This window comes from Streptomyces sp. NPDC046197 (assembly GCF_040646295.1).
Classification (GTDB): Bacteria; Actinomycetota; Actinomycetes; order Streptomycetales; family Streptomycetaceae; genus Streptomyces.
In genome coordinates this window covers 1-13,969 of sequence record NZ_JBEYZY010000045.1, presented here as the reverse complement: position 1 = coordinate 13,969, position 13,969 = coordinate 1, and the positions used below count along the sequence as shown (strand labels likewise).

General features: G+C 67.6%; 11 protein-coding genes and 4 pseudogenes. 8 read left to right on the top strand and 7 right to left on the bottom strand.

The annotated features are described in order from the left end of the window. Positions 1–249 precede the first annotated feature (249 nt). The 3 genes and pseudogenes from AB0A61_RS36190 to AB0A61_RS36180 form a co-directional block, all read left to right on the top strand. A complete protein-coding gene (locus tag AB0A61_RS36190; RefSeq protein WP_361302285.1) occupies positions 250–1,737 on the top strand; it encodes a beta-ketoacyl reductase in 1,488 nt (495 codons plus the stop codon). Positions 1,738–1,898: 161 nt separating this feature from the next. Continuing rightward, the gene (locus AB0A61_RS36185; RefSeq protein ID WP_361302282.1) at positions 1,899–3,188 is read left to right on the top strand and encodes an MATE family efflux transporter; all 1,290 of its coding nucleotides are present in this window, start codon (positions 1,899–1,901) and stop codon (positions 3,186–3,188) included. A 15-nt stretch (positions 3,189–3,203) separates the two neighbouring features. Beyond that, a pseudogene (locus AB0A61_RS36180) lies at positions 3,204–3,674 on the top strand (carboxyl transferase domain-containing protein); the annotation flags it as partial. Between the two features lie 123 nt (positions 3,675–3,797). On the opposite strand, the pseudogene AB0A61_RS36175 reads toward AB0A61_RS36180, so the two are convergent. The 3 genes and pseudogenes from AB0A61_RS36175 to AB0A61_RS36165 form a co-directional block, all read right to left on the bottom strand. Beyond that, positions 3,798–4,385 (bottom strand): annotated as a pseudogene (locus AB0A61_RS36175) (transposase); the annotation flags it as partial. A 134-nt stretch (positions 4,386–4,519) separates the two neighbouring features. After that, positions 4,520–4,918: a preprotein translocase subunit TatB gene (locus AB0A61_RS36170; RefSeq protein WP_361302279.1), complete on the bottom strand. Its 399-nt coding sequence runs from the start codon at positions 4,916–4,918 to the stop codon at positions 4,520–4,522. A gap of 1,706 nt (positions 4,919–6,624) precedes the next feature. Further along, entirely contained in the window at positions 6,625–7,809 is a 1,185-nt protein-coding gene (locus AB0A61_RS36165; RefSeq protein WP_361302276.1) for a hypothetical protein, read from the bottom strand. A 119-nt stretch (positions 7,810–7,928) separates the two neighbouring features. On the opposite strand from AB0A61_RS36165, the gene AB0A61_RS36160 reads away from it, so the two are divergent. Genes AB0A61_RS36160 through AB0A61_RS36145 form a run of 4 tightly spaced genes read left to right on the top strand, consistent with a single transcriptional unit; the run spans position 7,929 to position 10,347 of the window. After that, positions 7,929–8,099, top strand: a complete 171-nt coding sequence (locus AB0A61_RS36160; protein ID WP_361302273.1) for a hypothetical protein — start codon at positions 7,929–7,931, stop codon at positions 8,097–8,099. Between the two features lie 23 nt (positions 8,100–8,122). Then, the gene (locus tag AB0A61_RS36155; RefSeq protein WP_361302270.1) at positions 8,123–8,299 is read left to right on the top strand and encodes a hypothetical protein; all 177 of its coding nucleotides are present in this window, start codon (positions 8,123–8,125) and stop codon (positions 8,297–8,299) included. A 36-nt stretch (positions 8,300–8,335) separates the two neighbouring features. Then, positions 8,336–8,512, top strand: coding sequence for a hypothetical protein (locus tag AB0A61_RS36150; RefSeq protein ID WP_361302267.1), 177 nt, complete (start codon positions 8,336–8,338; stop codon positions 8,510–8,512). A gap of 5 nt (positions 8,513–8,517) precedes the next feature. After that, entirely contained in the window at positions 8,518–10,347 is a 1,830-nt protein-coding gene (locus AB0A61_RS36145; protein ID WP_361302264.1) for an HEXXH motif domain-containing protein, read from the top strand. On the opposite strand, the gene AB0A61_RS36140 is transcribed toward AB0A61_RS36145, so the two are convergent. Together AB0A61_RS36140 and AB0A61_RS36135 are read right to left on the bottom strand one after the other, a co-directional pair. After that, positions 10,338–11,255, bottom strand: coding sequence for a hypothetical protein (locus AB0A61_RS36140; protein WP_361302261.1), 918 nt, complete (start codon positions 11,253–11,255; stop codon positions 10,338–10,340). The two genes, AB0A61_RS36145 and AB0A61_RS36140, sit on opposite strands and share 10 nt — an antisense overlap. 161 nt (positions 11,256–11,416) lie before the next feature. Continuing rightward, positions 11,417–11,908, bottom strand: a complete 492-nt coding sequence (locus AB0A61_RS36135; protein WP_361302258.1) for an ArsR family transcriptional regulator — start codon at positions 11,906–11,908, stop codon at positions 11,417–11,419. A gap of 49 nt (positions 11,909–11,957) precedes the next feature. Between AB0A61_RS36135 and def the strand changes: the two genes are divergently transcribed. Beyond that, positions 11,958–12,629, top strand: a complete 672-nt coding sequence (gene def / locus AB0A61_RS36130; RefSeq protein WP_361302362.1) for a peptide deformylase — start codon at positions 11,958–11,960, stop codon at positions 12,627–12,629. A 199-nt stretch (positions 12,630–12,828) separates the two neighbouring features. Here def and AB0A61_RS36125 read toward each other — a convergent pair. Then, positions 12,829–13,588: pseudogene (locus AB0A61_RS36125) on the bottom strand (IS5 family transposase); the annotation flags it as partial. 264 nt (positions 13,589–13,852) lie between these two features. Continuing rightward, positions 13,853–13,969 (bottom strand): annotated as a pseudogene (locus tag AB0A61_RS36120) (IS5/IS1182 family transposase); the annotation flags it as partial.

Here is a 13,969-nt window from a genome sequence, read left to right as displayed (position 1 = left end):
CAGTTCACAGACTCCTGGGACCAGCACGCCTGGTGCCGGACCGGGAGGGGAAAGTGAGGTGGTGCTGACGGACGTCCCATCGGACAAGCACGACGGGAAAAAGTGGCCTGAGCCAGACAAGTGGCAGGTCTTCCTGGCGGTGGCGAGTCTGCTGGTGGCGATCACCGCCTTGGTGAGGTAGTTCGCTCGGCGGAAGCTGAGTGCTCACCCCGAAGTGCGGTCGGGAACTGGACCGCGAGGACGCTGTGCATGCAGCGCAAGGCCCTGATGAACGCCGGAGTGCGGGGACGGATCGTGGCCCTCACCCGCAATGCCTGCGCGCTGGTGGACGGTGCGGCCGTCGGTGCCCCGGAGAACTCCGCGCCGGCCGGTCTCGCCAAGGTGATCGGGCGGGAGTTCCCCTACCTCAAGACCCGTGTCCAGGACCTGGACGGGCACGTTACGTCCGACCTGCTGTGGCGCGAGATCGTCCGGCCGGAACCGGGCCTGCACCTCCTGCGGGACGGGTGCTCCTACCACGAGGTCTTCGAGGAACTCCCCGAACTCGGCACCGGCACGGAGCAGGACTACCTCAAGGCGGGCGGCACCTACCTCGTCACCGGCGGCACCGGGGGCATCGGACTGGCCATCAGCGAGATGTTCGCGAGCCTCCAGCCCGACATCGACCTCGTGCTGGTTAGCAGGTCGGGCGCCCCGGACCGGGCGGACTGGGAGCAGCTGATCGCCAAGGAGCCCGACGGCAAGGCCGCCCGGACGGCCCGTACGATCACCGAGATCGAGGGCATGGGCGCGCGCGTCCACGTCTACGCGGCCGACGCCGGCGACCCGGACGCCCTGCGGGCGGTGGTCGAGGACGTACAGCGCAGGTTCGGCCGGATCGACGGCATCGTCCACGCGGCCGGCATCCCGGGACGGAACCTGATCTCTCTGCGTGATCCGCAGGACTTCGCCGATGTGGTCCGGCCGAAGATCCACGGCGCCTACGTCCTCAACAACGCGACCGCAGGCTCGAGTCCCGACTTCATCGTGCACTTCTCGTCGGTCGCCGTCGTCTTCCCGTCCTCCGGGCAGGGCGGCTACGCGGCCGGCAACTACTACCTGGAGACCCTCGCCCGTATGGGCAGGAGCGACGACTGCCACGTCGTCGCCGTCGACTGGGTCGCCTGGCGAGAAATCGGCATGGCCGTGGACTACGGGAGTAAGCTCGACACGACCTTCAAGGCTGTGTACACGAACACCGGCTTGGGCATCGTCGACAAGATGCTGCGCTCACGTCGGCGTCGTGCGTTCGCCGGGGAGGTGAACTACGACGGCAACCTGGTGCACATCTTCAAGTCGTTCGACATGTCGCTCGGCGACACCGTGAACACGAAGATGAAGCAGGCAGAGAGTGATCTGAGGGACCGTCTGCGCATCGCGTCGGAACAGAAGCGCAAGCAGATCGACGCGGTCTCCGTGGAACTGACCGGGCGCGAGGACGGCGTCTACCGTGACGCGGAGATCACCGTCGCCCGCTGCTTCGCCGACGCTCTCGGGTACCCGACGCTCGACGTAGAGGCCGACTTCTTCAACATCGGCGGTGACTCCCTCATGGCCACCACCGTCGCGTCCAACATCGCCACGTGCCTGCAGGTTGAGCTCGACGCCGCGGACCTGCTGATGGAGCGCACGGTTTGCGCCGTGGCGGACGCGGTGGAGCTGATGCGGGACGAAGCCGCGGAAGTAAGCCCCGCGTAGCGGGGCACCGAACCGGCCGGACGGGGCTCGAAAGAGCCCGGTCCGGCCCATGGACACGCACGTGGTGGGGTCACATGACCAAAGACGTACTGAAACGCCGGCCGCAGAGCGAAGGCGAGCCCAGATCCGAGCTGAGATCGCTCCTGGGATTCAGTCTCCCGATGTCGGTCGCCAACTATGTACAGCAGTCTTATCTGCTGGCCGACAGCATCATCGTCGGCCACTACGTCGGCGTCGACGGGCTGGCCGCCGTGGGCGCCGCCCAGCCGATCTTCTACCTGGTCAACGCCGTCTTCCTCGGCCTGGTGAGCGGTTTCGCCATACGGTTCGCCCGTATGACGGGATCCGGCCGCGCCGAGCGACAGCAGGAGGCGGTCATCGGTCTGGCGGCGTTCGCCGTCGTGTGGGCCGCGTTGTGCATCGCGCTGGTCTTCTGTGCCACGGGTGTCTTCCTGCACGTGATGGGGATCCACGGCACGGTGGCCCACGGCAGCACGACGTATCTGCGCACCCTGTCCCTCGGCTTCGTCGGTGTGTTCGGCATCGGCGCGCTGGGCGGGTTCCTGCGCGGGCTGGGAGACTCGCGCACAGTCATGTACATCATGATCTTCAGCAGTCTCCTCAACATCGTCCTGGCCTGGAGTTTCGTGGCCCTGCTGGGACTCGGAGTACGCGGCGCCGCCCTGGGCACGGTCACGGCCAGTTCCGTCGCCTTCCTCGCGGGCCTCGTGCTCGTGGCTCGCAGGCACGGGATCCACCGCTACCGCAGCACTTTTCCGGAACTGGCCCGGCAGGCCGGCTCGTCCCTGCGGCTGGGCTTCCCCGTCGGCATCCAGCACATCATGCTCTCGCTCGGCACCATGGTCCTGACGTCGCTGATCGCGCCCTTCGGAACGGCCGCGATCGCCGCGTTCAGCATCGCTTCGCGGCTGGAGACTCTGGTCGGCCGCTTCTATCTGGACTTGTCCGGAGCGGTGACCGTGTTCGTCGCCCAGTACACCGGTGCGGGGGAGGCCGAGCGGGGCCGCCGGGCCCTTCTCGACGCGCTGCGCCTGTGCTGGTGGGTGACCCTCGCCGAGTGCGCGGTGGTGATTCTCGTACGGCACGACATCGCCGCCGCCTTCACCACCGACCAGCCGGTCCACGCGATCGTCGGGACGTACATCCTCATGACATACCCGTTTTTCCTCTTGTATTCGGCGATGGCGGTCGTCCACGGATTCCTCAACGGCATCGGCCGGACCGTCTTCCCACTGGTGTGCACGATGCTGTCGTTCCTGGTCGTCCGCATACCCACCGCGTCCGTGCTGAAGGGACGGCTGGGCCTGGACGGCATCATCTGGGCCGTTCCGATCGGCTGGTTCGTCGGCCTGGCCTACACCGCGTTCGCCGTGCGCCGGTACATCCAGGACGCCCGGCGGTTCATACCCGTCCAGACCAACTCCGTCTGAGCAAGTCGTCCGCACATGACCACCGACGCCGGTACCGGGGCCGCACCTTCCGCCACAGCCCGGGTTGCAGACCTGCACCGCATCAAGCGACAGGCCCTGCTGGGCCCCGGTGATGCCGCCACGCGGTCACAGCACGCCAAGGGGAGACTCACCGCACGGGAGCGGCTGGCGCTGTTGCTGGACGATGGATCGTTCCAGGAGATCGAGCCGCTGCGCAGGCACCGGGCGATCGGATTCGGCCTGGAGGAACGCAAGTCGTACACCGACGGGGTCATCACCGGCTGGGGCACGATCGACGGCCGTACCGTGTTCGTCTACGCCCACGACTTCCGGATCTTCGGCGGCGCGCTGGGGGAGGCCCATGCGACGAAGATCCATAAGGTCATGGACATGGCCATCGCGGTCGGCGCTCCGCTGATCTCGCTCAACGACGGAGCGGGCGCGCGCATCCAGGAAGGCGTGACCGCGCTCGCGGGCTACGGCGGCCACAGCGACTGGGGTCAAGCCGGTGTACGAGGCGAGGATCGAACCGGCGAGACCGCCGGTTCCCCACTTCGTCCGGCCGGGCCCGGCAGACGCCCCGCTCAGAAGCGGGGCGGCGAGCAGATGGATCTTCACGTGGATGGCATCAACGAAGACGACTGGATACACGACGTCGAGAGGCCGGTTCTGCCACTCGGCCATGCCGTCCATCACTTTGTCCGTGATCGTCGAGATGGTCTGCCGGGAGACCTGTGCACCATGGACCTCCGCGAGATGGGCCTGGACCTCACCGGTGGTCAGGCCCTTGGCGGCCGGCGAAATGACCATCTCGTCGACGTCGGTCAGGCGCTTGTGCCGCTTCTTGACGATCTTCGGCTCGAAGGAGCCGTCCCGGTCGCGGGGCACGACTGTCTCCACCGGCCCCACGTCGGTCAGCACGGTCTTGGACCGTTTGCCGTTGCGACAGTTGCCGCCATTCTTGCCCGCCGGATCGTGCTTGTCATAGCCGAGGCGATCGGTCATCTCGCCCTCAAGGGCGGACTCCAGCAGCCGCTTGGTCAGCTGTTGGAGCAGGCCGCCCTCGCCGGTCAGCTGCAGGCCCTCGGCCTGGGCCCGACTCACCAACTCGTCGATCAGCCGGTCGTCCACCGCCTTCGCCGACACAGCCGCTGCCGACTCGACAGCCTCATGCTCGGCCACGTTCTCTCTGGTCATCGATGCATCTGCCATGATCGGGAGTTGCACCGGAACGATTCACAGTCCCGCTGTTGGGGGATGGGGGTGGCCCGCCTCCCTGGAAGCTGGGTGGGGGGCGGGCCACTGTGTGCTGTGCTGTCAGCGCCGGCGGGTTAGACGCAGACGCTGCCGGCGCATACGGAGATGTTGGCGGGCAGCACCGTGATGCCGAAGTTCTTCAGGTAGGTGTTGATGACCGCTGTTTGCAGATGGCCGATCTGGACGGTGACGGGCAGGTTCACGTCGTTGTCCGAGACGTTGGCCAGCGCGTTCTGGAGTGTGTTGATCTGCGTGCCGTTGAGGACGTTGACGTCGTGGACGTCGACGGTGGTGCCGTTCAGGACGTTGTTGACCGTGATCAGGCCGGAGCAGTTCACGGTGTGGTTGGGGCCGCCGCCCTGGTTGGAGCAGCTGTACGGGTGGGAGGAGGCTGAGGCGGATGTAGCCAGTGCGCCACCCGTCAACACCGCGGCGGCTGCGGTGACAGCGGCCATACGAGCCAGCTTCGACATCGATGTACCCCTTTTCCACGTGAGGAGCCCTACCGGCCCTGCGCCGGCGGACAGAACACCGCCGGATGTACACCCGGCTGCGCCCTGGAAGAGGTTGCCAGCCACAGCCAGAGTGACTCTCGGACAATCACCTCATTCACTTGTGTGGGTGATGACGAGAAAGCGCTGTGGCGGACGCTTCGACGTTTCGTTCTGTGAACCGCATCCAGTTCGCGATGACGTGCGACGCAAACCAGTCCACCACGTGGGCAGTGACTATGCGCGCCCGGAGTCCTGGCTCGATTCGTCACCGGGAAACGGTTGTGCTTCCGTGCGGCCGTGTGCTGCCAAGGATTGGGTGAGCATCCCCGGTGTCCGCAGTTCGCCCGGGCCACCACGGGCGTAGGGGCGTGATCGGGCCTCCACGGACGAGGACCTGGCGGACTTCGTCGCGACCTTCGGGCAGCGCGAGTTCGACGAGACGGAGCCGCCCGCCCACGAGGAAGCCGCCGAACCCGCCGTACAGGCGTCCTCCGACGAGTCCCTCCCGAACGAAGACCAGCCCGAGGAGACACCCGTCGGCGCAGGCGCGCACCCCGCCAAAGAGATGCGCACTCCTAGGGTGAGCGCCGCCATCGACGAGGCAGGCGAGGACGACGCCCCCGGGGAGCCCGCCGCGCTCACCACCGTCGACCGCTACTACCTCGCCTGGGCGGAGTACCACACCGAGCAAGGCGAGGAACCCAAGGCCGAGCAACTCTCCGCCTACCTCGCAAACAAGAAGGGCATGAACGGCCGCGGCGGAAAGCCAGTCAGTCCGTCCACCCTGCGCCGCTACCTCCTGCCGTTGCGCGTCTACAACCTCTGGGCGCAACAGCGAGTGCGCAACCACCCCGTCGCTCGACGCCGTTGCGCAGGAGTGCGCAGCCCACGGGATCACTGCGCAGCACAACCGGCCCCTCACCACCGACTGCATTGCCGACGGGGCCGTCGACTTCGAGCGGCGCCGGCAGGGACTGATCCGCCACCACGCGCAGCCACAGCGGTGAGGGCCCGCGCCCCGCTCGCCCCTGCGCAACCGGCTGCGCAATCGAGAGAAAGCGCAGGTCACCCCAGCATTGCGCAGCCGCGGTGACCATTGCGCAGCCAGTGTGCACAGCGATCTGAGAAGCGCTGCGCACACGACACCAAGCGAGGAGGACTCATGCGCGCGCTGCGCATCGCACCCGACACCACCGTCACGGAACTCGACCTGCCCGCGGCCGGTGCGCACTCCGCGATCCGGGAACACATCGCAACGACCGACGCAGTTGATCAAGGCGTCTACCACCGACGGGCACTCCTGCACATCCACGGCAACGGGCACGCGATCCGGCTCGCGCAGAACACCGCCGCCTGGGCCCTGGCAAGCGCCTGGCGAGGCATCGCCCTGTACCCGGTCCACGGACCGGTCATCGTCACCGGACGTACTCAGGACGGGGAAGTCGCCGGCCTGGACGACGGCCTGGCTCAGCACGCGTACGCGGGTGCGCAGACCGTACGGGAAACGCTGGGGGAGTGGCGCACCCGGCCGCCCGCGTCCAACGAGGCGGCCCTGAACGAACTGCTCGCATACGCGGCCCGGGACCTCACCCCCAGCCCGCAGTGCGCACTACGCGGCCCGCGGACCCAAACGTCCACCACTCATCTTGCGCAGTACTCCGGTCAGTCGGACAGCACTTGGAGAGTCACGGGCCGCCACCGCATGGGCCAAGGCCGGGGCCGCCGATCACTGGCCCCTCCGGCCACAGGTCGGCCAGGTCGGCGGGATGGAGCGGCCTGCGGTAAGCCGCGCGCAGCACAGCGGTGGCCGTGGCGGGAGGTGCCCCGGCCAGCGCGGCGAACCAGTCGAGACCGGCAGGATATGCCCAGAGATAGGACCGTAGGAGGGGGTCTGTGCCCCGGTCGGTGAGTATCTCTGCGATCTCGGAGTCGCTCCAGAAGGGCACCCGGGTCAGCGCGTGTGCCGCGCACGCGTCAACGCTCTCACCCGAGTTGATCGCCAGGTGCAGTTCGGCGCGGACCAACTGAAGGTAGTGGTCCAGCCGAACGCGTGTGATCAGCTGCCGGTCGTCTGCGGCGACGAACAACGCCAGTGCCTGGGCGAGCCCTTCGAGAGCGACCTGGCAGGGCGAATGCACGGTGAGCAGAGGCAGCCACTGAACGCTGTCCCGGGTGAAGCCTGCGTGGAACCCCGCGCTCTGCAGTCCGTGCCCGAGAACCTCGTGGAGCGCGAACAGACGGGCCTGGACAAGGGTGAAGGCCGCCCGTTCCAGGTTGATGCGCAGCCGGACGGCCCGGCCGGCTCCGTCCAGCCAGTAGGACCAGTAGGCGTCGACTCGGACGGTTTCGACAGTGAGGTCGTACGGAGCCGCCGTGTCGGCCGCGGCACGTACGCGGGGTTCGAGTGCCGCCGCCTCCTGGCCGATCGCTTCGGCCGCCGCTTCGGCCGTGAGTATGCCTTCGGCCCACGCGAGGTCCCGCGCGGTGTCCGGGCCCCAGTCGATCCCTGCCTCGGCCAGGAGACGGCGAGCCGTCTCACCGCGCGCGGTGACGTAGTCGGCCGGCCATCCCCGGGTATCGCAGCCCTGTGTGCGGCGCACGTAGTCGGCAAGGGGATCGTGCCGGCCCAGCAGTGCGGCCAGGTAAGTGAAGTGGGCCTGGATCTCCCGTGTCAGTCGGCAGTCGCCGGTCCGCTCCGCACGGTCGAGCAGCAAACGCAGCCGCCGGTATGTGTCCAGTCTGTTCCGAGATGCAGGGGCCGGTACGGGCGCACAGTCGAAGTCGACCACAGGCGCGTTGCCCTGCTCTGTCTCGTAGCGGTGCCAGCCGCGCAAGAGGTGTTCCAACTCCTCGTACAGCGTCTCGCTCATACCAGGCCCGCCCCGGTCCGCGGCGGCGGAAACGAGGACTTCCGGGCGTCCGTGGGGGGAGTCATACTCAGAATGATGTGCGATTCCCGGATGGCTTGCCAACGAGGACGGTGAATCTCGTGGAATCCCAAGTACCTGATCTGAGCGGTGTGTTGCTGGCCGATCTGGGCGATGCGGATGACGAACGAACAGGTGCCGCCATCGCCTGGGTGATTGAGCAGTGCGACCGTGCGCCTGTCATCCTTGCCGGAGGCGGTGAACCGGGTGGCGGCGCACAGCGTATCGACTGAGCGCCACCGGAAGGGGAGCCGACATGATCGAGACCCGGACGCCAGATCTACGGACCATTGCGCTCCACGTACTCCTCGACACCGACGACACGACACTGCACCACGGCCTGCAGTGGATCGGAACGCAAGCCGACCAGGCACCGGCACTTGCAGAAGCCAGCGATGGCACTGGGGGTGGCGGCGCCGAGCGCGTCGACTGAACGCTCATCACCACATCGCGGGCAGGAGGAACCGACGTGATCGAATCGCAAGTACCGGATCTCGAAGCTGTTTCGCTCTGCGATCTCCTCGACAGTGACGACAACGCATTGCGTCGCGGTGTTCTGTGGGCCGGCGCGCAGGCGGACAAGGGTCTGGAGATCGCCGCCAGCGGCGGCCAATCGCCCGGCGGCGGCGCGGAGCGCATCGATTGACCGGCGTGGGGATCTCCAGCCACCGGATCTCCTGGGACACCGTCGACGCCATCGCCGACGGGGCCGCGAGCCCCGCTGACGTCCGCGAGATCAGAAGCGCCGAGCGCAGTCGCACGCTGCTGCTTCTGCGAGCCATCAGCGACGAGGCGGCGGCCGCCCCTGGATCCGCGGGCCCGCTCCCCCCGCCGGAGCAGGCCTGGCAACTGCTGGACCACGTCCAGCGGACCGCACCTGCGGCTCTGGAGGCCGTGCTGTCCTACCCGTACGTCGCCGGATGGGCCGGCTACACGCTGCGCCATCTACGCCGAGGACACCCCAACGACCCCGCGCCGACCTGGGTCCACCTGGGCCATCTGCACAGCATCGCCGCCGCAGCCGCACTTTACGCGGGCGTTGACGTGGACGTTCGCGTGCCGGTCAGGAACGGCGCCATCCCCCTGCCCACGCTGGGCATGGCCCGCTTCCCGGGCGAACCGGGAGAGCCGTGGTCCATTGCCCGAATCCGTTCCCGCGGCCGAACCTTCTGCGTCGACTTCGCCGCCGAGACCGTCGAGATCCCGGCGGACCCCGCTCGGCCGGCTCCCGGTTGGTGGCCGCTACGACACGTCGAGTGCCAGGAGGGACCACACGCGCTCTCCGTACGACTGGACGACCTCGATCCCTACCGAGGTCTGTACGATGCGCTCGAACCGCGCCGCCTCGACGACGCCGAGTTCGGCGCATGGCAGCGCCTGCTCGCCGGGGCATGGAGCCTGATCTGCCGTTGTCTTCCCGGCAAGGCCGCTGTGCTGAGCGCTGAACTGGACGCCATCGCCCCGTACCCCTTCACCAGCCGGTTCCCGCTCATCAGCGCCTCCAGCGGCGAGGCCTTCGCCGCCATCACCATCGCCCGGCCCGACACCCCCGAGGATCTCGCGGAGATCCTCGTGCACGAAACCCAGCACGTCCTGCTCGGCGGCCTCCTTCACCTGGTCCCGCTGACAAGTCAGGACGGCGAGGGACTCCTCTACACACCCTGGCGCGACGACCCGCGACCCGCAGCAGGGCTGCTGCAGGGCATCTACGCCTTTTTCGGGGTGACGGAGTTCTGGCTGGCTGTGCTCCGCTCCGCAGACGACAAGCTCTCCGGCACTGCCGCATTCGCCGCCACTCGATGGCAGGGACCGACTCAGAGCGCGATACGCACGCTTCGCGCCGAACCCTGCCTGACACAAGCCGGCCGTCGCTTCCTCGACAGGATCATGGAACGGTTCATCGAGTGGGAAGCCGCTGGCCCGCGACACCCTGCCGCGGAGACCGTGACCGCCGACCACCGCGCAGGCTGGCGGCTGCGGCATCTGCGTCCCAACCCGGATGTCGTGGCCGACCTGGCCCGTGCCCGGGAGGGCGCACCTACACCTGACCGCGGCCTACCCCGCCGGTACACGGAAACACTCCAAGCACAGCCCGACGGCCCGTGGTCCCAGTCCCGCGCCCATCTCCTGCGCTGCATGGCCCAGGCGAAGTCCTCGTCCGTGGACCCCGCCCTGGCCGAGTTGACCGGGGCGACAGCCGCCGACCTTGCTCTCGCCGAGCATCGATATGCAGACGCATTGGAGGGTTACCGCACGGAACTCGCCGTTGACCCGGACCGCCCGTCCTCCTGGGTCGGTTTCGCGCTGGCCTGGTCCCACCTCGCGCCGGGCCCCGGACCCACACTGCTGCTGCGCTACCCGCACCTCGTGAGAGCCGTGTCCCGATCGCTGAAAGCCAAAGCGCACACGCCGCAGCCCGACGTCCTCGCCGCCTGGCTCGCCATCCACCTGCCCGCGCACGAGGAGGAGGCTCACGAGTGACCGCGAACAGGAATGGCGTAGCGGTATCCGAGCTTGGCCTGCGAGGTCTTCCACCGCACTCCGTCGGTCATCTGGCAGTACCGGGACTGCAACTGCGACTCCGGCGCGTCGGGCATCTCCATGCCCAATTGCTGCGCCTCCACGCGGGTCTGCGCAAAAGGTGAGCACGAGACGCTGAGACTGTCCTGGCCGAGGATCGTGACCTCGAGATCGTCGGTGACGTACGAAACGTCCGTGTAGCACTTCTCTTCGTGGTCGATGAAGCCGAACGCGCCGATCAGTTCCAGCTCGACGGTGAAGGAGCAGCGGGTACGGCCCGGGTCCAGCGAGACGGGTACCCGTACGGCGCCGGACTCGACCAGACGTCCGTCGAGTGCCGTGGCTTCGGCGGGAATCTTCCGCTCCCTCCGTATGAAGGCGATGGTGGGGTCCGACTCCACTCCGTTCACAGTGACCCGACGAACGGAAATACTCGACCAGGGCGCATGGTCCGGAGGAACCTCGGCGATCATCGGGAACGAGATCCACGGCACCACATCGGCGTCCGGTGACTCCACATCACAGGAAATGCGCAGCGTCGCATTGCCGTCGCTCGCGATGACGAACGTGTCGTGCCGCCGACGAAACCGGATGAGCCGGGGCACATAGGCTTCCAGATCGCGCAGGTGTGCCAGCGCCCTGACGTTCTTGCGGATGCTGTCGGCCAGCAGCCACACCGCGACCAGGGCCGTGGCGATGGAAGCCACGATCAGCAGCCAGGTGAGGACGAGGAAGAGCGCGGCCTGCGAGGCACTGGACCTCAGGCCGACGAGCGTCCCCGCGATGGTCAGTACGACTGAGATAACCGCGGAGATGAACGCGGCGAATGCTGCGCTCACCCCGCCTTCCTCTGGCTGCCCCACGCCCACTCTCCCCCACCGGTGCGCGGCCGTGACTCCATTGTTCCCCGGGGTACCGCTATGTGGCCACCGGGACACCGAAAGTGAGAACCCGTCTTTGAACTTCTCTGGTGAGGCCCGTGAGGTGAGTGTGCGTCTTTGATTTGCCCACAGATGTGAAGCCTGTTGGCTCAGTTCTCGTTCGCTGTGTCCGGCAGCAGGGGGAAGAGTCGCGCGATGAGGGCAACCGGCCGGGCTGAGGCGGGTCGGGCGGAGGGCTGCTGTTCCCGGTGCTGGTAGGGCGCCAGTGCCTGACGCACTGCTGCGGCGACGGTGCTCATCTCCTCGGGGCTGAGGTAGACGACGGCGCTGAAGGCTTCGTCCTGGCGCCATTCGTCTGGGGCGTGGTCACGTCGGGCGAGCCATCGCTGGTAGCTCTCGTCTTCCAGCCCGCGGGCCGGCTGGCCAAATCCTTCTGCTGAGGCGTCCGTGGCCGGCGGTGCTTCCTGCCGGAGGCGCCAGGGCCGTGCCCGGCCGCCGGATTGCGGGACCTCCTCGATGTGCCCATAGCACGCCAGTTGCCTGAGGTGGAACGAGCACAGGCCGGAGCTGTAACCGAGTCGTCCGGCTGCCTCGGTTGCGGTGACGGTACCGACCTCGGCAAGGAGATCGAGCAAGGCCATGCTAGGCATGTCGTATTGCCGTGAAAGCCCGTCTGTCCATGGAGAAGAGATGACCTCAGCGTCCGTGCGTCACGATCAACCTGGCCTCGTCGACCGTCGGGTCAGAGTCCAGGGGAAACCAGTCGATTCCTATTCAGCGTTACCTCCAGGCGCCGAGCGGGCTTCGGTTCGCCGGATCACCTTGGTCGGTGAGGAGATCCTGCACCGCCCGTGCCAAGAGGTGACCGAGTTCGGTACTCCGGACCTGTCCGCCCTCATCGACGACATGTTCCTGACCATGCACGTCGCCGAGGGCGCCGGGCTGGCGGCCAATCAGGTCGACGTCGACCTGCGGCTCTTCGTGTACGACTGCCCCGACGACAACGGAGTCCGGCACGTCGGCCACATCATCAACCCCGTCCTCGACGAGTTCGACGTGGCCGGACGGCGCTTGCTGGACGATCCGGAGGGCTGCCTGTCAGTACCCGGAGCCGTCATGGACATTCCCCGAACCGACCGCACGGTGGCCCGCGGCTTCGACAAGGACGGCAACCCGCTGGTCATCGAGGGAACGGGATATTTTGCCCGTTGCCTGCAGCACGAGACCGACCACCTCTTGGGGCGTGTCTATCTTGACCGGCTGTCCAAACGGGACCGCAAGGATGCCCTGCGGCAGATGAACGACCGGCGTGAGCGCGTCTTCGCCCAGCGGGCCGCCAGGGCAGCAAGGCTGGACCGTTAGTTGCCGAGAGAGCGCTCCGATCCTTCCAGCGCAAGCGTCCAAGAGGTGTCAAGGCTCAGTGATATCGCTCCCCTCCGGCACCGGGCGCTGCCGCTTCCGATCGGCAACCGGTCGGCAAGGTGGACTTCTCTGCCTCAGATCACCCGGCTTGAACAGTTCCTCCGGGTCGGGGTGCTGCCGATGTGGGGTAGGCGCTCGGGCGGGTGAGGCGACGTGTCATCAGGGTGATGGCGGCGAGGGTGAGCATCGGAGTGCTCGGGCCGGGTCTCGTAGTCCCGCGCGTTCCTGCGGGCGTGAAGCCACCACGCCAGAGTGCGCTCCACCACCCAACGTCGTGGCAGGAGAACGAAGCCCTTCGCCCCTTCGGGCCTGCTCACGGTCTTGACCGTCAGGTCGAGCAAGGACTTGGCCCAGTCGACCAGTGTTCCGCCGTAGATCGAATCGGCCCAGACGACGGCGATCTGCGGGTGCATGAGACGCAGCCGGAGGAGGACTTCCCTGGCCGCGACAGCGTCGTGGGTGTCGGCCGACGTGACCATGACGAACAGCAGCAGCCCTTTCGTGTCGACGACGATGTGTCTCTTCCGGCCCGGGATTTTCTTGCCCGCGTCGTATCCGGACGTGGATCTCGGGACGGTGGCGGCGACCTTGACGGACTGCGAATCGATCACCGCGGCCACGGGGCGCGGGGAGGTCCCCATGGCGCGGCGGACCCGGCGCCTGAGCTGGTCACGGATGAGGTTGAAGATGCCGGCCGCGCGCCACCGGCTGAAGAACCCGAAGACGGTCTGGAAGGGCGGGAAGTCCGCGGGCAGGGCCCGCCACTTGCAGCCCGTATCCACCACATACCGGATGGCGTCCACGATCGCGCGGCGGGGCCACTTCTCAGGGTGGCCGCCCGAGGCCAACTGGCAGGCGGGCGTGGGCAGTAAAGGCTCCAGCAGGGCCCACTCCCCGATGCTCGGTGTCCGAGGGACAGCGGCGTTGTCGCATCCCGTGCTCCTCCGTGCCCGTGCCCGTCCTTCGTGCTCGTGGGCATGGCGCCCACCACCCCTCAGCACGGGACGCCGGCACTCCCGCCGCCGGCAACAAGTCCCGGCCTCGGCCCGCAGCATCCTGCCGCACGAGACCCATGACAACCCATGGCCAACACTGTTACGTACAGCGGGTTCAAAGACGGGTTCTGAGAGGGCGTTTGAAGTAGGCAGATTGCCCTTGATGCCCTAGTACGTTCCTCGCCAGGTGGGGGGTGGTCTCGTCCGTTATGCGCCTGGCGAGGTTGTCGATCGAGGCGATGTGGATCATGGCTTCGGAGCTGGCGGTGAGGGTCTCGTAGTCGC